We start from the raw sequence: 16,970 nt of genomic DNA, 5'->3' as shown, positions 1-16,970 counted from the left end.
GTCGGCCCCCGGCAATCCGGTGATCCGTCGGAAGCTGGCGCCGTCAGTCCTGGCGGCGCTTGAGCTGGTCCTTCAGCTGGGTCGGCAGCTGGCGGATGATCAGCATGTCACGCGCCTCGTCGTACTCGATCTTCGAGCCGAGCAGGTGCGCCTCGAAGCTGATCGACAGGCCTTCGGCACGCCCGGTGAAGCGGCGGAACTGGTTGAGGGTGCGCTTGTCCGCCGGAAATTCCGGGGCCATGCCGTAGTCCTTGTTGCGGATATGTTCGAAGAACGCGCGCGGGCGCTCCTCGTCGATCAGCCCGGACAGCTCGTCGAGGGTGATCGGCTCGCCCAGCTTGGCCTGACTGGTGGCGTAGTCGACCAGCGTCTCGGTCTTGGCGCGGGCCTGCTCCTCGGCCATGTCCTCGCTCTCGACGAAATCGCTGAACGCCTTGAGCAGGGTGCGCGTCTCGCTCGGCGCATCGACGCCTTCCTGGCAGCCGATGAAGTCGCGGAAGTACTCGGAGACCTTCTTGCCGTTCTTGCCCTTGATGAACGACACGTACTGTTTGGACTGCTTGTTGTTCTGCCACTCGCTGATGTTGATGCGCGCGGCGAGGTGCAGCTGGCCGAGGTCGAGGTGCTTGGCCGGGGTGACTTCCAGGCTGTCGCTGACGGCCACGCCTTCGCTGTGGTGCAGCAGCGCCACCGCCAGGTAGTCGGTCATGCCCTGCTGGTAGTGGGCCATCAGCACGTGGCCGCCGACCGACAGGTTGGACTCGTCCATCAGCTTCTGCAGGTGCTCCACGGCACGGCGGCTGAATGCGGTGAAGTCGAGGCCCTGATCGAGGTATTCCTTGAGCCAGCCGCTGAACGGAAACGCCCCGGACTCCTCGTGGAACAAGCCCCAGGCCTTGCCCTGCTTGGCGTTGTAGCTGTCGTTGAGGTCGGCCAGCAGGTTCTCGATGGCCGTCGATTCGGCCAGTTCGCTGTCGCGGGCGTGCAAGGTCGACGGCGAGCCGTCGGGCTTCTTGTCGATCAGGTGGACGATGCAATGACGAATCGGCATGGGCGTCTCGTTGGGCACGAAGGAAAGGCGTGCATGTTACTCGACCGGCGCGCTCGTCGCAGTCGTGCGTCGCTGATAGGCCTGCAGGCGTTCGATCATGTAGCGCAGGTGCATGTGCAGCTCGTACAGCTCACTGGAGTAGGACAGCGGCACCTCGACCCGCGCCAGTTCGTCCTCGAGCTGCTCGAGGCGGTTGATCTCGGCGTTCAGGTCACTGGGCAGCTTGCCCTGGTAGAGCTGCTGGTCGATCTCGCGCAGGTGCTTGTACCAGCGGTAGATGCGCGCGCGGATGCGCCACTGGTAGATCGGCCCGATCGCCTTGAACAGCGGGAACAGCAGGACCAGTAGGGGAATCGCCAGGATGATGTAGCGGTCGGCCAGCGAGGCGATGCGGAACGGCAGGTAGCGCTGCAGGATCGGCAGGCCCTTGTCGTAGTAGTAATCGGCTTCGGCCAGGGTGTGCAGTGAGCGCGGCGGGCGCGCCGGGTACTGGCCGGCCGGGTCGAGCAGACTGCCGTCTTTCAGCACGGTGCGCGCAGCTTCGAGGATCAGTGGGGTCAGCGAGGGGTGGAAGTCCTCGTTGGCGACCAGCGTGGCGGCCGGGCCGAGGGTGACGATGTCGCGGTTCGGCGTGTTGCGCGCCAGGTTGAGCATGCCTTCGCCGACGTCGACGCGGCTGAGGAACGGCAGGCGCGCCAGGTACGCCGCGGTGCGCCGCAGGCTGACCAGGCGCAGCCCCGGTTCATCGGCGAGGCGCTGGATCAGCGGGTTCTCCGCCGGGCCGACGAAGAAGCCGGCGTCCAGCTCGCCGGCGATCAGCGCATCGGCGGCGCGCCGCCCGCCGATCTGCTGCCAGCGCTCGGGGTAGTGCGCCACGTCGATGCGATTGGCCTCCAGCAGCGCTGCGGTCACCGCCTGGGTGCCGCTGTCTTCCGAGCCGACCGCCAGGCGCAGCTTCAGCAGGTCGGCGAGGCGCTCGAACTTGACCTTCTGGCGGACGAACAGCCATAGCGGCTCGCGGTACATCACGCCGAGGCCGGACAGGCTGTGGCGCGCCTCTTCGGCGAGGCTCAGCTCCTGGCCGCTCTGCACCAGGGCCAGCTGCACCTCGTCGTTGCCGAGCTTGGCCAGGTTGTCGCGCGAGCCCTGACTCTCGACCAGTTCGAGGGTGAAGCCGTGGGTCGCCAGCTCGGCCTGGAGGCGCTCGCCGAACGCGTGGTAACCGCCGCCGCTGGCGCCGGTGGCCAGCCGCGCGTGCATCGGCGGCGGCGGGGCGACGAAATAGAACAGCGCACCGACCAGCAGGGCCAGCACCGGCACTATCCACAGGTTGGCCAGCAGCATGATTTTCAGGTCACGGAGGAGGCGGCGCATGGGGCATCCTTGTCGGCAGGTTCGTCTGCAAGGATAGCCCTTGGCTTTTGCCGGGCGGGCAACCTGTGGCTAGGAGCGCTCCACCGCTTGCCGCGCCGTCGGTGCGCGCCACCAGTCGAGCAGCGCCAGCAGGGCGAGCAGCCCCAGCGCGTAGCCGGCGTCGCGGCCCAGGGCGAGCAGCACCAGGCCGCAGAGCAGCGTGCTGAGCGCCGCCAGCCAGCGCCACACACCACGCAGCAGCACCCAGCCGGCGGCCATGCTGAGCAGGTAGATGACCACGAAGTTGCCGTTGGCGTAGCGGATCAGGTGATCCACCGAAAGGTCGAGGAGGCTGGCCGCACCGGCGCACAGCGCGCAGCTGAGCACCACCAGCAGCAGCGCGCGGGCCGGCACGCCGTGGCGGTTGCGTCTGGCCAGCGGCGCCGGCAGCTTGCCCTCGTCGGCGAGGCTCCAGATCAGCCGGGCGAAACCCTGGATGTACACGTTCATCGAGGCGAAGCAGGCCAGGTAGCCGACCACCGCCACCAGCCAGCGCGCCCGCTCGCCGAGCAGCAAGCCGAACAGCTGGGGGATCGCCGTGGCGTCGCGCTGCGCATCGCCGTAGCTGGCGAAGGTCAGCAGGGCCACCGAGCAGGCCCAGTACACCAGGCCGGCGAGCAGTACGCCGAGCACCAGCGCCAGCGGGAAGTCGCGCTGCGGGCGCTTGAACTCCTCGCCGAGGTGGGTGAACGCCTCGATGCCGACGAAGCACCAGAACATCACCCCGAGCGCCGCCGGCAGCAGGTGCCAGGAGCCGCTGATGTCCGGCAGCAGCGGCTGGCTGGCGCGCGGCAGGTCGCCGGCCCACCAGATCAGCGCGATGCTGGCGACGATCGCCACGGCGATCAGCCCCTGCACCAGGCCGGAGGCGCGCGCCGGGCGCTGGCCGAGCAGCAGGATGGCGGCGAGGGTGGCCAGTTGAATAGCGAGGATGGCCGCACCGTTGAGATCGAACAGCGCGTGCCAGAAGCCGGTGGCGATGTTCAGCGCGGCGGGCAGGCCGACCGGCAGCACGGCGAGGAACAGGAAGGCGATCAGCCGCTCCATGCGCGCGCCGAACGCCCGGCCGATCAGGTGCGGTGCGCCGCCGGCATGCGGGAAGTGGCGGCCCAGCTGGGCGAAGGTGAAGGCTACCGGCAGCACCAGGCCGATGAGGATCAGCCAGGCCCACAGCGACACCGCGCCGGCGGCGGTGGCGGCCAGCGCCGGGACCACGAAGATGCCGGTGCCGAGCAGCGAGGTGCTGAGCAGGCCGATGCCCTGCAGCAGACCGAGTTCCTGATTCAGACGGCTCATGATGTATGCTCGTGGCTCTCTTCGAATCCCGCCATGGTAAGGCGGCCCGGCCCTGGCCGGCTGCCGTCGGATCGACGGCTTTGGCCGGCGAATTGGCGGAATTCATTCCAACCTTGCCGTGCCCGAGAGCCTCGTGTGGACAAATTCGATCGCCAAATCCTCGCCCTGCTGCGCGCCGATGCGCGCACGCCCGTCAGCCAGATCGCCCGCGAGGTCAACCTGTCGCGTTCGGCGGTGAGCGAGCGGGTGCGCCGCCTGGAGACCGACGGCGTGATCGAGGGCTACCACGCGCAGATCGCCGCGCCGCAGAACGGCGCGGTGAAGGCCTTCCTCGAACTGTTCTACAAGGACAGCCGCTGCGCCGACTACGTCGAGCGGATGCGCGCGTTCAGCGAGATCCGCCGCTGCTGCGGGATCAGCGGCGAGACCGACATGCTGGTCTACGTCGAGGCGCCGTCGATGGCGCGGCTCAGCGAAATCCGCGACGAGATCGAAAGCTACCCCGGCATGCAGCGGGTGAAGACTCACATGGTGGTGCAGGAGTGGTCGATGTGAGCCGTCCGCTGCGCCTGCTGCACACCTCGGACTGGCACCTCGGCCAGCATTTCATGGGCAAGACCCGCCAGGCCGAGCACCAGGCGTTTCTCGCCTGGCTGCTCGAGCAGGTGCGCGAGCACGAGGTCGACGCGGTGCTGGTCGCCGGCGACATCTTCGACACCGGTGCGCCGCCGATCTACGCCCGCGAGCTGTACAACCACTTCGTCGTCGAACTGTGGCAGAGCGGCGCCGAGCTGGTGGTGCTGGGTGGCAACCACGACTCAGTGGCGATGCTCGGCGAGAGCAAGACGCTACTCGCCGAACTGCACACCCGGGTGATTCCCGGCGTGCTCGCCGATCCCGAGGAGCAGCTGCTGGTGCTGCACCGCCGCGATGGCACACCCGGCGCGCTGCTCTGCGCGATTCCCTTCATCCGCCCGCGCGAGGTGCTGCAGAGCCAGGCCGGGCAGAGCGCGCAGGACAAGCAGCAATCGCTGCAGCAGGCGATCCAGCAGCACTACCAGCAGCTGTTCGCCCTGGCTGAAGCGCGCCGCGAGGCGCTCGGCGGCGGGTTGCCGATCGTCGCCACCGGCCACCTGACCACCGTCGGCGCCAGCGCCAGCGAGTCGGTACGCGAGATCTATGTCGGCAGCCTGGAGGCGTTTCCCACCAACGCCTTCCCGCCGGCCGCCTACATCGCCCTCGGGCATATCCACCGGCCGCAGCAGGTCGGCGGGCTGGAGCACATCCGCTACTGCGGCTCGCCGATCCCGCTGGCGTTCGACGAGGCGCGCCAGGACAAGCAGGTGCTGCTGGTCGAGCTGGACGCCGGCCTGCGCAGCGTCACTCCGCTGCTGGTGCCGCGCGCCCAGGCGCTGCTGTCGCTGCGCGGCACGCTGGCCGAGCTGCCGGCGCAACTCGCCGAGGCGGCGCAGCTCGGCACGCCGGAACAGCCGGCGTGGCTGGAAGTGCTGATCAGCAGCGACGACTACCTCAGCGACCTGCAGGCGCGCCTCAACGCGCTGTGCGAAGGCCTGCCAGTCGAGGTGTTGCGCATCCGGCGCGAGCGTGGCGGCGCGCAGCCCGGGCTGTTCGCCGAGGCGCGCGAGACGCTCGACGAGCTGCAGCCCGAAGAGGTGTTCGTCCAGCGCCTCGCCGCGGAGAGCCTCGACGAGCCGCAGCAGCGCCAGCTGCAGGGCCTGTACCGCGCGGTGCTCGCCGAGCTGCAGGAGGGTGACGCATGAAGATCCTCAGCCTGCGCCTGAAGAACCTCAACTCGCTGAAGGGCGAATGGAAGGTCGATTTCGCCGCCGAGCCGTTCGCCGGCAACGGCCTGTTCGCCATCACCGGGCCGACCGGTGCCGGCAAGACCACGCTGCTCGACGCCATCTGCCTGGCCCTGTATCACCGCACGCCACGGATGAGCACGCTGTCGCAGAGCAGCAACGAGCTGATGACCCGGCACACCGCCGAGTGCCTGGCCGAGGTCGAATTCGAGGTCAAGGGCGTCGCCTACCGCGCCTTCTGGAGCCAGCGCCGCGCCCGCGACAAGGCCGACGGCGCGTTGCAGGCGCCCAAGGTCGAGCTGGCGCGCGCCGACGGGACGATCCTCACCGACAAGATTCGCGAGAAGGAGAGCCTCACCGCGCAGCTCACCGGCCTGGATTTCGAGCGCTTCACCAAGTCCATGCTGCTCGCCCAGGGCGGTTTCGCCGCGTTCCTCGAGGCCAACGCCAACCAGCGCGCCGAGCTGCTCGAGGAGCTGACCGGCACAGAAATCTACGGGCAGATCTCCCAGCGGGTGTTTGAACGCACCCGCGAGGTGAAGGCCGCGCTCGACCAGCTGCGCGCCCGCGCCGAGGGCGTCGAGCTGCTCGGCGAGGAGCAGCGCACGGCGCTGCAGGACGAGGCCGCGCGGCTGGCGAGCGAGGAGGGCGGACTGCAGGGCCAGCTCGTCGCGGTCCAGGGCGAGCGCCAGTGGCTCACCGAGCTGGCCCGCGCCGACGCGCAGCAACGCGCCACCGCTGCCCGCGAGGCCGGGGCGCAGCAGGCGCTCGAGGCTGCCGCCAGCGATCTTCAGCGACTGGCCGCCAGCGAACCGGCGGCGCGTCTGCAACCGCTGCACCGCGCCTGGCGAGCGGCCGAGCAGGCGCTGCTCGAGACCCGCCAGGCGCTGATCGCCAGCGAGGCCGAGCAGGCCGAGGCGGCGCGCGCCACCGGTCGCGCCCTGTGGCAGGCCCGGCAGTTCAGTGCGCAGCACGCCGCGGCAAGGCAGGCGGCGCTGCAGGCGCTGCTCGAACAGTGCGAAGTGCTCGATGGGCAGCTCGCCGAGCAGGTCGGTCACGGCCAGCTGGGCGAGCGACTGAGTGGCTGGGAGAAGAGTTTCGCCGCGCGCAGCGCGTTGCAGGCGCAGATCGCCGCGGGCGAGACCCGCCAGCGCCAGGACGCCGAGCGCCTGCACGGCCTCGGCGCCGCGCAGGCGCAACGGCAGCAGGCCGTGCAGGCGGCCCAGGCGGCGCTGGCGCAGGTTCAGGCTGACGAGGTGGCGGCCCAGCAGGACTGGCAGAGCGCGCTGGCCGGGCGTGGCGAGGCCGACTGGCGGCAGGATTGGCAGCGCCTCAGCGAACACGGTCGGCGCCTCGAGCAACTGACCCAGCTGGATCAGCAGCAGGCGCGGCTGGGCGAACGCCAGGCCCAGCTGGACAGCGCGCGCGGCGAGCAGCAGGCCCGCCATGCCGAACGCCAGGCCGCGCTGCAGGTGCTGCGCGAGCGTTACCGCGAGGTCGCCCAGCAGGTCCGCGACAAGGAAACCCTGCTGGCCCAGGAGCAGCGCATTCAGGCGCTGGAACAGCAGCGCGCGCAGCTGCAGCCGGGCGAACCCTGTCCGCTGTGCGGCTCGGCGGAGCACCCGGCGGTCGCCGCCTACCAGGCGCTCGATGTCTCCGCGACGCAGCACGAGCTGCAGGCCAAGCGCGACGAACTGGAGTACCTGCGTGGCGCCGGCGAGGCCCTCAATCGCGAGGTCGCCGCCCTCGAGGAGCAGCTCAAGGGGCTGAGCGGGCAAGGCGAGGAGCTCGCCCGCCAGGCGGCCGAGCTGCTCGCCGCCCGCGACCGGCTGGGCCTGACGGTGGCGGACGTCGACGCCGAACGACAGCGCCAGGCGGCCGAGCTGGCCCAAGTGCAGCAGCGGCTGGAGGCGCTCGATGCGCTGAAGGCGCGGCTGGAATCTACCGGCAAGGCGCTGGCGCGCGCGCAGCAGGCCGAGGCCGAGGCGCGCACCCAGCAGGCGCTGGCAGAGAAGGATCGCCAGGCCGCGCAGCAGGCGCTGGACGAGGGCGTGCGCCGCCTGCAGGCGCTGCATGCGCAGCGCGAGCGAGACGAGGCGGCGCTGGCCGCCGAGCTGGCCGAGCTGGGCCATACGCTGCCGAGCGATGGGCCGGCCTGGCTGGCGGCACGCCAGACCGAGGCGCGCAGCTGGCAGCAGCTGCAGATCCAGCGCCGCGCGCTTGGCGAGCAGCAATCCGGTTTGCAGCACGGCGCCGACGCGGCGCAGCGGCTGGCCACCGAGTGGCTGCAACGCTGGCAAGCGAGCGCTGCGGCTGACGGAGCAATCGAGCCGGCCGCCGATCCGCAAGCCGCCCTGCGTGACGCCGAGGCGGCCCTGGCCGCCGGCCAGCGGCGCGGCGCCGAACTGCAGGGCACCCGCGACACCCTGGCGCAGCGTCTGCTCCAGCAGCAGAGCGCGCAGGACGAGGCGGCGCAGGCCTGGCAGGCGGCGCTGGTCAGCAGTCCGTTCAGCGACGAGCCAGCCTTCCTCGCCGCCTGCCTCGACGAGGCGCAGCGCAACGGCTTGCAGGCACTGAAGGAACATCTGCAGCAGGCGCTGACCGAGGCGCGCGCCCTGCGCAGCGCCGCCGAACAGGCGCTGGCTGGCCTGCGTACCGCGCCGCGCAGCAGCCGTGACGCAGAGGCTGTGGACGAACAGCTGCGCGCGCTTGCCGAGGCGTTGAAGAGCCTGACCCAGCGCCAAGGCGAGATTCGCGCGCAGCTGCACGGCGACGAGCAGCGTCGCCACAACCAGCAGGCGCTGTTCGCCGAGATCGAGCGGCAGAGCGGCGAGTACGACGGCTGGCAGCGCCTCAACAGCCTGATCGGCTCGGCCGATGGCGCCAAGTACCGCAAGTTCGCCCAGGGCCTGACCCTCGACCACCTGGTGCACCTGGCCAACCAGCAGCTGCACCGCCTGCACGGCCGCTACCAGCTGGCCCGGCGCGGCGGCGGCGAGCTGGAGTTGGAGGTGGTCGACACCTGGCAGGCTGACGTGGCCCGCGACTGCAAGACGCTGTCCGGCGGCGAGAGCTTCCTGGTCAGTTTGGCCCTGGCGCTGGCGCTGTCCGACCTGGTCAGCCACAAGACTAGCATCGACTCGCTGTTCCTCGACGAAGGCTTCGGCACGCTGGACGGCGAGACCCTGGAGGTGGCCCTCGACGCCCTCGACGCGCTGAACGCCAGCGGCAAGATGATCGGCGTGATCAGCCACGTCGAGGCCCTCAAGGAGCGCATTCCGGTGCAGCTCAAGGTGCACAAGGGCGTCGGCATGGGTTACAGCCGTCTGGATGCGCGCTTCGCGGTGAGCTAGGCGACGGCGCACAGCACCCGCGCGGCCATCGCCGCGCTTGCACAGCGCCGTGCCGGCAACCAAACTCCACGCCCCGACCACCGGCGCGCGCGACGCGCCGCCCAGAGCGCCGCCCGCGGCGCCGGAGACAGCCATGACCTCGAACAAACTCGGCGCCGCCGACGCCTGGAAGCAACACTGCGAGACCTATGGCCTCGATCCGCAGCAGCGCGAGGCCGCGCGCCTGGCCATCCTCAACAGCGGTGATGCGCAGAACTGCACGATCTACCGCCCCGACGAGAACGATCCGGACGCCGAAGAGACCGATATGGGCGACGCGGTGATCGTCCTCACCGGCCCGTTCGAGCCGCCGGCCGAGTGGGACGCCGCCGAGCGCGACGACTTCTACGCCGACATCGACCCGGCGCTGTTCCACACCGGCTACATCGAATGCGAGGCGGAGCCTGGCACCGCCGGCTTCTTCAGCGCCGAACCGGGCGACTACGTGGCGGTGATGCCCGGCAAGGGCAAGGTGGTGATGTACTACGTCTACGATTTCTACGAAGACGACGAAGGCCGCGACTGCGTACTGATCCGCGACGACGAGGCGGAGTGAGCGACGCCGCTCGGCGCGCCAGCTGAACCGGCGCGCCGCCGCCGAGTCGATCGTTGACGGCGGCGCGCCCGCTGGCGACCCGGCGTAGCCTTCAGCCCGGCATACCGGCGCCCGCGGCGGGATGCCCGCCAATCGGCTCAACGGAGGGTGTCGCATGTTGCTCGAAGGTTCCTGCCACTGCGGCGCGGTCAGCTTCAGCCTGACCAGCGCCCATCCTTATCCCTACCAGCGCTGCTACTGCTCGATCTGTCGCAAGACCCAGGGCGGCGGTGGCTATGCGATCAACCTCGGCGGCGACGCCAAGAGCCTGCGGGTGCGTGGGCGCAAGGACATCAGCGTCTACCACGCCAAGCTCAAGGAGCCCGGTGATCTGCGCGCGCACCGCAGCAGTGCCGAACGGCACTTCTGTCGGCTGTGCGGCAGCGCGCTTTGGCTGTTCAGCCCGGAGTGGCCGGAGCTGATCCACCCGTTCGCCTCGGCGATCGACACGCCGCTGCCGGTGCCGCCGGAGCACACCCACCTGCTGCTGGACTCCAAGGCAGCCTGGGTGGAAGTCACGGCGGGGCCGGACGATCTGCTGTTCGATGGCTATCCCGAGGAGTCCATCGCCGCCTGGCACGCGCGGCTCGGTCTGAACCGCTAGGCCGGCTGGCGCCAGCGCTGCGCCCATTGCCGCTGCGCGGCGACGTCGAGGAAGCTCCAGGCGACGAAGCGGCTCTGCTTCTGCCCCTGGGCCATGGCCACGGTGCGCACCTGGCGGGCGCCGGCCTTGCGCAGCGCCGTCTCGACGATCGGCAGGTTGCCGGCCTTGGACACCAGGGTGCTGAACCACAGCACCTGGCTGGCGAAACCGGCGCTTTCGGCGATCAGGCGTTGCAGGAACGCTGCTTCGCCGCCGGCGCACCACAGCTCGTTGCTCTGCCCGCCGAAGTTGAGCACCGGCAGCTTGCGCTTCGGATCGAGCTTGCCGAGGTTGCGCCATTTGCGCTGGCTGCCGCTGTGCGCCTCGGCGGCCGAGGCGTGGAACGGCGGGTTGCACAGGCTCAGCTCGAAGGTCTCGCCGGGCTGCAGCAGGCCCTGGAATACCTGGTTCGGCTGCGCCTGGCGGCGCAGGGCGATGGCCTTGTCCAGGCGGTTGGCCTGGACGATCGCCTGGGCCGAGGCCAGCGCGGTGGCGTCGATGTCCGAGCCGAGGAACTGCCAGGCGTATTCGCTGTGGCCGATCAGCGGGTAGATGCAGTTGGCGCCGGTGCCGACGTCCAGCGCGCGAATCCGCGCGCCGTGCGGCACCTGGCCGTCGTTCAGTTCGGCGAGCAGGTCGGCCAGGCCGTGCAGGTAGTCGGCGCGGCCGGGAATCGGCGGGCACAGGTAGCCGGGCGGAATGTCCCAGTGGGCGATGCCGTAGAAGCGCTTGAGCAGCGCGCGGTTGAACACCTTGACTGCCGCCGGGTCGGCGAAGTCGATGCTCTCCTTGCCGTACGGATTGACCACCACGAAGCGCGCCAGCTCCGGGCTGGCCTTGATCAGCTGCGGAAAGTCGTAGCGACCCTGGTGGCGGTTGCGCGGGTGCAGGGCGGCGGGTGGGCGGGGTTGCTTCATGGCGATGCGACGTTGGGAGCGGGCGGGCATTGTCCCATAGCGGCCGCTGGCGCGGCGAACCGGCTCGTCGCGACCGTGCCGCGTTCGATGCGGGCGTGCTTGGGTAGCAGCGAATTCATTCGCGATAACGCCGCCGCCGCGCTGGCGGTCGATCGCGAATGAATTCGCTCCTACGAGTCAGGGCGGGTTAGGGATGCAGCGGCAGCAGCCAGGGCACCAGCAGCGCGCTGACCACCATCACCAGCAGGGTGAACGGCACGCCAATCCGCACGAAGTCGCCGAAGCGGTACTGCCCGGGGCCGAGCACCAGGGTGTTGACCGGCGACGACACCGGGGTCATGAACGCCGACGAAGCGGCCAGGGCGACGATCATCGCGAAGGGGTAGGGCGAGGCGCCGAGTTGCTGGGCAGTGGCGATCGCCACCGGGGCCATCAGCACCGCCGTCGCGGTGTTGGAGATGAACAGGCCGATCAGTGCGGTGACGGCGAAAAGCCCGGCGAGGATCGCGCAGGGCCCAGCGCCGCCGAGCAGGCGCACCAGACCCTGCACTGCCAGGGCGATGCCGCCGGTCTTGTCGAGGGCCAGGGCGAACGGCAGCATACCGACGATCAGCAGCAGGCTCTGCCAGTGGATCGAGCGGTAGGCGCTGTCCATGTCGATGCAGCGCGTGGCGCCCATCAGCAGGCAGCCGATCAGCGCGGCCAGCACATTGGGCACCAGGCCGCTGACCATCAGCACCACCATCACCGCCAGGCTGAACAGCGCGAACGGCGCCTGGCTGGCGGCGGGGGCCACTTCGTCGATCTCCGCCGGCAGACTGAGCACCAGGAAGTTGCGCGCCTGCGCCTGCAGCAGGCGGATCGACTTCCAGGTGCCGATCACCAGCAGGGTGTCGCCCACGCGCAGCTTTTCCTCGAGCAGGTTGTCGCTCAGCGCCTGGTGGTCGCGGCGCAGGCCGATCACGCTGAGGTCGTGGCGGCTGCGGAATTCCTGGGCGATCAGGCTCTTGCCGAGCAGCGCCGAGTCGGGCGGGAGGATCACTTCGGCCATGCCGACTTCATGGGACTGGTCGAGGAAGTAGTCGCCGCGCAGCGGCAGCGACTCCAGGCCGGCCTCCTGGTAGAACCCGAGCAGACCGATGCCCGGCGCGAACAGATCGACCAGCAGCACGTCGCCTTCGTGCAGTTCGGTGGTCGCGTCGGGGCTGATCAGCTTGCGGCGGAAGTGCCGGTAGCGCTCAATCGCCACCACGTTGAGGCCTTGGGTCTGGCGCAGGTTGAGTTCGGCCAGGCTGCGACCGATCAGCGCCGAGCCGGGGTTGAGGCGCAGGCGCCGCTCGCGACCGGCCAGCTGGTAGTCGCGGATCAGGTCACGCAGGGTGCGCCGCGCGGCGTGGTCCGGGGTGTCGTGCTGCGCGGGGCCGAGCCAGCGGCGGGCGATCAGCATGTAGCCGATGCCGAGGACCAGGATCACCAGGCCGAACGGGGTGAAGCTGAAGAAGCCGAAGCCGCTCTGGCCGTGGCGCACCAGTTCGCTGTGCACCACCACGTTGGGCGCGGTGGCGACCAGGGTGAGCATGCCGCTGATCAGTCCGGCGAAACTCAGCGGCATCATCAGTCGGCGCGGCGACAGGTGCAGGCGGTTGGCGACGCTGAGCACCACCGGAATGAATATGGCGACAACGCCGGTGGAGCTCATCACCGAGCCGAGGCCGGCGACCACCAGCATCAGCAGCAGCAACAGGCGCGTTTCGCTGTTGCCGGCGCGCGCCACCAGCCAGTCGCCGAGGCGGTAGGCGATGCCGGTGCGCACCAGGCCGTCGCCGATGACGAACAGTGCGGCAAGGAGGATCACGTTGGCATCGCTGAAGCCGGCGAGCGCCTGCGAGACGTCGAGCACGCCGCTGAGCGGCAGGGCGACAATCACCAGCAGCGCCACCACATCCATGCGTGGCCGGTTGGCGACGAACAGCGCCACGGTGGTCAGCAGCAGGGCAAGCACCCAGAGCAGTTCGAGGTTCATGCGGCCTGGATTCTCCTGTGCCGGGCGCAGGAGAAGTCTAGTCAGGGGTAGCCGAGCAACGCCTTGATCTGCGGCAGGTGGGCGTCGATCCACTGCTTGTCGATGGCGCCCCAGTCGCGGATCAGGTAGTGACCGGCGTTGTTGCGCTCGCCGGCCTGCTGGGCGAACTGGCAGTCGATGTCCAGGTCGGCCAGCGCCGCCAGGGTGTCCTGCGCGGTGCGCCGCGGCATGCCGGTGGCGGCCATCAGTGCCGGCACGCTGGTCGCCGCGCCGCTGTCGATCAGCCAGGCGACGTAGAGGCGGCGGTAGAAGCTAGTTTTGGTCTTGCTGACGTCCATGGGCGAGTCCTTGCGGTTGGCCATCCGGGAGGTTGCTGTAGGAGCGAATTCATTCGCGATGGCGGCTGCCGATCGCGAACGAATTCGCCCCTACCTAAAAGAACGAGGCCCGCTCATTGGCGGGCCTCGGTTCGGTTACAGGCTGGCGATCTTCTCGCGCTGCTCGACCAGGTTGGTCAGCGCCTGCTCGGCTTCGGCCAGCTTGGCGCGCTCCTTGTCGAGCACCTCGGCCGGGGCCTTGGCGACGAAGCCTTCGTTGGCCAGCTTGCCGCCGACGCGCTTGACCTCGCCGTCCAGGCGTTGGATTTCCTTGTCCAGACGCGCCAGCTCGGCGGCCTTGTCAATCAGCCCGGCCATCGGCACCAGCACCTGCATGTCGCCGACCAGTGCGGTGGCCGACATCGGCGCTTCCTCGCCTTCGCCGAGCACGCGGATGGTCTCCAGCTTGGCCAGCTTCATCAGCAGCGGCTCGTTGTCGGCCAGGCGACGGTGGTCGGACGGCGAAGCGTTGTTGACGATGACGTCGATGCGCTTGGCCATGGAGATCTTCATCTCGCCACGGATCTGCCGCACGCCGAGCATCAGGGTCTTGACCCACTCGATGTCGTCTTCCGCGGCGGCGTCGATCTTCGCCTCGTCGGCCACCGGCCAGGGTTGCAGCATCAGGGTGTCGCCGGATTTGCCGGCCTGGCCCTTGATGCGCTGCCAGATTTCTTCGGTGATGAACGGCATGAACGGGTGGGCCAGGCGCAACGCCACTTCGAGCACGCGGATCAGCGTGCGGCGGGTGCCGCGCTGGCGCTCGATCGGCGCGTTCTCGTCCCACAGCACCGGCTTGACCAGCTCCAGGTACCAGGCGCAGTACTCGTCCCAGACGAACTCGTAGAGCGCCTGGGCGGCCAGGTCGAAGCGGAAGGCGTCGAGCTGGCGGGTGACTTCCTGCTCGGCGCGCTGCAGTTGGGAGATGATCCAGCGGTCCACCGAGGACAGCTCGACCGGCTCACCGTTGATCCCGGTGTCCTGGCCATCGGTGTTCTCGATGACGAAGTTGGCGGCGTTCCACAGCTTGTTGCAGAAGTTGCGGTAGCCCTCGACGCGGCCCATGTCGAACTTGATGTCGCGGCCGGTGGAGGCCAGCGAGCAGAAGGTGAAGCGCAGCGCGTCGGTACCGTAGCTGTTGATGCCCTCGGGGAATTCCGCCTTGGTCTGCTTGGCGATCTTCTCGGCGAGCTTGGGCTGCATCATGCCGCTAGTGCGTTTTTCCAGCAGTGCGTCGAGGGTGATGCCGTCGACGATGTCCAGCGGGTCGAGCACGTTGCCCTTGGACTTGGACATCTTCTGGCCCTGGCCGTCGCGCACCAGACCGTGGACGTAGACGGTCTTGAACGGAATCTGCTGGGTTAGGTGCAGCGACAGCATGATCATCCGGGCGACCCAGAAGAAGATGATGTCGAAGCCGGTGACCAGCACGTCGGTGGGGTGGAAGGTCTTCAGGAAATCGGTCTGTTCCGGCCAGCCGAGCGTGGAGAAGGTCCACAGCCCCGAGCTGAACCAGGTGTCGAGCACGTCGTCGTCCTGGCGCAGCGGCTGGCTGCCGAGGTTGTGCTTGGCGCGCACTTCCGCCTCGTCGCGGCCGACGTAGACGTTGCCGGCCTCGTCGTACCAGGCCGGGATGCGGTGGCCCCACCACAGCTGACGGCTGATGCACCAGTCCTGGATGTCGCGCATCCAGCTGAAGTACATGTTCTCGTACTGCTTGGGCACGAACTGGATGCTGCCGTCTTCCACGGCGGCGATGGCTTTCTCGGCCAGCGGCTTGGTGGAGACGTACCATTGGTCGGTCAGCCACGGTTCGATCACCGTGCCGGAGCGGTCGCCCTTCGGCACTTTCAGCGCGTGGTCGTCGATCTTCTCGAGCAGGCCGGCGGCCTCGAAGGCGGCGACGATCTGCTTGCGCGCGACGAAGCGGTCGAGACCGGCGTAGTCGGCCGGCAGGCTGCCGTCGACGGCATCGTTGACGCTGCCATCGAGGTTGAACACCTGAGCCTGGGCGAGCACCGCGGCATTCTTGTCGAAGATGTTGAGCAGCGGCAGGTTGTGGCGTTTGCCGACTTCATAGTCGTTGAAGTCGTGCGCCGGGGTGATCTTCACGCAACCGGTGCCGAACTCGGGGTCGCAGTACTCGTCGCCGATGATCGGGATACGGCGGCCCACCAGCGGCAGCTCGACGAAGGTGCCGATCAGCGCCTTGTAGCGTTCGTCGTCCGGATGCACGGCCACGGCGGCGTCGCCGAGCATAGTTTCCGGGCGAGTGGTGGCGACCACCAGGTAGTCCTTGCCGTCAGCAGTCTGGTGGCCGTCGGCCAGCGGGTAGCGCAGGTTCCACAGGTGGCCCTTCTCGTCGTGGTTTTCCACTTCGAGGTCGGAAATCGCCGTGTGCAGCTTGGTGTCCCAGTTGACCAGACGCTTGCCGCGGTAGATCAGGCCGTCCTCGTGCAGGCGTACGAAGGCTTCCTTGACCGCCTCGGAGAGGCCGTCGTCCATGGTGAAGCGCTCGCGCGACCAGTCCACCGAGGAGCCCAGGCGGCGGATCTGCCGGGTGATGGTGCCGCCCGACTCTTCCTTCCACTCCCAGACCTTGTCCAGGAACTTCTCGCGGCCGAGGTCGTGACGCGACAGGTTCTGCGCGCCGAGCTGACGCTCCACCACCATCTGCGTGGCGATCCCGGCGTGGTCGGTGCCCGGCTGCCAGAGGGTGTTGCGGCCCTGCATGCGGCGGAAACGGATCAGCGCATCCATGATCGCGTTGTTGAAGCCGTGGCCCATGTGCAGGCTGCCGGTGACGTTCGGCGGCGGCAGGGCGATGGTGTAGGACTCGCCGGAACCTTGCGGGGCGAAGTAGTTCTTGGACTCCCACTCGGAGTACCAACGGGATTCAATGGCGTGCGGCTGGTAGGTCTTGTCCATGGTGCGGCGGGACCGAAGGCTGATAACGGAAAGCCGGCGAGTATATCAAAGGAGCGGTGGGCAACGGGGATGTGGGGCGCGCGCCCGCGATCGAGCGGATACGCGGGCGGGGCAGGGGGGGTCAGCGCTTGCGCTGGCTGAGCAGGCGTTCCATGCGCGCCTCGAGGCGGCGCTTGAGTTCGGCTTCGATCTGCGGCACGAAATCGTCGATCACGTCCTGCAGCAGCAGTTGTGCGGCGGCGCGCAGTTCCTTGTCAAGGTGCAGCGGGTCGCGGCGTTCCAGCACCGGCGGCGCAGGGGCCGGCTCGAGCGGCAACGCGGGCTGCGTCGGCGCAGGCGTCACGGCCGGTGCTTCCGGAATGATCTCGGAAAGCAGCGGAATCGCGTCGCTGTCGATGGTCTCCGTCAGCAGCGGCGGCTCCAGCCCTTCCTCATCCAGCAGTTGGCGGATCGACTCGAGGTCGTCCAGCAGGTGAGTGGGCTTGATCGGGGGCTTGGGGGTATCCATGGCG

13 protein-coding genes are annotated in these 16,970 nt (G+C 69.1%); 5 read left to right on the top strand and 8 right to left on the bottom strand.

Features of this window, described 5'->3' with window-relative positions; translation table 11 throughout:
* Nucleotides 1-43 precede the first annotated feature (43 nt).
* The 3 genes from yejK to yjeH form a co-directional block, all read right to left on the bottom strand.
* On the bottom strand, nt 44-1,051 hold the full coding sequence (yejK, locus tag JQX08_RS04740) for a nucleoid-associated protein YejK (RefSeq protein WP_204915093.1): 1,008 nt from the start codon (nt 1,049-1,051) through the stop codon (nt 44-46).
* 36 nt (nt 1,052-1,087) lie between these two features.
* Complete coding sequence (locus JQX08_RS04735; RefSeq protein ID WP_204915092.1) at nt 1,088-2,425, bottom strand: TAXI family TRAP transporter solute-binding subunit; 1,338 nt, start codon at nt 2,423-2,425, stop codon at nt 1,088-1,090.
* A 69-nt stretch (nt 2,426-2,494) separates the two neighbouring features.
* Nucleotides 2,495-3,760, bottom strand: a complete 1,266-nt coding sequence (gene yjeH / locus JQX08_RS04730) for an L-methionine/branched-chain amino acid transporter (protein WP_204915091.1) — start codon at nt 3,758-3,760, stop codon at nt 2,495-2,497.
* Between the two features lie 135 nt (nt 3,761-3,895).
* On the opposite strand from yjeH, the gene JQX08_RS04725 reads away from it, so the two are divergent.
* The 5 genes from JQX08_RS04725 (at nt 3,896) to JQX08_RS04705 (ending at nt 10,174) form a co-directional block, all read left to right on the top strand.
* Nucleotides 3,896-4,315: an AsnC family transcriptional regulator gene (locus JQX08_RS04725; protein ID WP_204915090.1), complete on the top strand. Its 420-nt coding sequence runs from the start codon at nt 3,896-3,898 to the stop codon at nt 4,313-4,315.
* An 8-nt stretch (nt 4,316-4,323) separates the two neighbouring features.
* Nucleotides 4,324-5,541 (top strand): exonuclease subunit SbcD, encoded by a 1,218-nt coding sequence (gene sbcD / locus JQX08_RS04720; RefSeq protein WP_204915335.1) that lies wholly within the window; start codon nt 4,324-4,326, stop codon nt 5,539-5,541.
* Nucleotides 5,538-8,936 (top strand): exonuclease subunit SbcC, encoded by a 3,399-nt coding sequence (sbcC, locus tag JQX08_RS04715; RefSeq protein ID WP_204915089.1) that lies wholly within the window; start codon nt 5,538-5,540, stop codon nt 8,934-8,936. Before sbcD ends, sbcC begins: the two co-directional genes overlap by 4 nt.
* 133 nt (nt 8,937-9,069) lie before the next feature.
* Nucleotides 9,070-9,531, top strand: coding sequence for a hypothetical protein (locus tag JQX08_RS04710; RefSeq protein WP_239481959.1), 462 nt, complete (start codon nt 9,070-9,072; stop codon nt 9,529-9,531).
* 154 nt (nt 9,532-9,685) lie between these two features.
* A complete protein-coding gene (locus JQX08_RS04705) occupies nt 9,686-10,174 on the top strand; it encodes a GFA family protein (RefSeq protein WP_204915088.1) in 489 nt (162 codons plus the stop codon).
* Here JQX08_RS04705 and rlmF read toward each other — a convergent pair.
* The 5 genes from rlmF to JQX08_RS04680 form a co-directional block, all read right to left on the bottom strand.
* Nucleotides 10,171-11,130 carry a 23S rRNA (adenine(1618)-N(6))-methyltransferase RlmF gene (rlmF, locus tag JQX08_RS04700; RefSeq protein ID WP_430472499.1) on the bottom strand — a complete coding sequence of 320 codons (960 nt, stop codon included), beginning with the start codon at nt 11,128-11,130 and terminating at the stop codon, nt 10,171-10,173. The genes JQX08_RS04705 and rlmF overlap by 4 nt on opposite strands.
* Before the next feature lie 187 nt (nt 11,131-11,317).
* A complete protein-coding gene (locus JQX08_RS04695) occupies nt 11,318-13,153 on the bottom strand; it encodes an SLC13 family permease (protein WP_204915086.1) in 1,836 nt (611 codons plus the stop codon).
* A 41-nt stretch (nt 13,154-13,194) separates the two neighbouring features.
* A complete protein-coding gene (locus JQX08_RS04690) occupies nt 13,195-13,491 on the bottom strand; it encodes a winged helix-turn-helix domain-containing protein (protein WP_204915085.1) in 297 nt (98 codons plus the stop codon).
* Nucleotides 13,492-13,626: 135 nt separating this feature from the next.
* Nucleotides 13,627-16,458: a valine--tRNA ligase gene (locus tag JQX08_RS04685; protein ID WP_204915084.1), complete on the bottom strand. Its 2,832-nt coding sequence runs from the start codon at nt 16,456-16,458 to the stop codon at nt 13,627-13,629.
* A gap of 121 nt (nt 16,459-16,579) precedes the next feature.
* On the bottom strand, nt 16,580-16,966 hold the full coding sequence (locus JQX08_RS04680) for a DNA polymerase III subunit chi (protein WP_204915083.1): 387 nt from the start codon (nt 16,964-16,966) through the stop codon (nt 16,580-16,582).
* Nucleotides 16,967-16,970 lie beyond the last annotated feature (4 nt).

The sequence above is a fragment of the Zestomonas insulae genome (genome assembly GCF_016901015.1).
Taxonomy (GTDB): Bacteria; Pseudomonadota; Gammaproteobacteria; order Pseudomonadales; family Pseudomonadaceae; genus Aquipseudomonas; species Aquipseudomonas insulae.
Note: the sequence above shows the minus strand (reverse complement) of the source record. Positions and strands in the feature narration are given on the sequence as shown.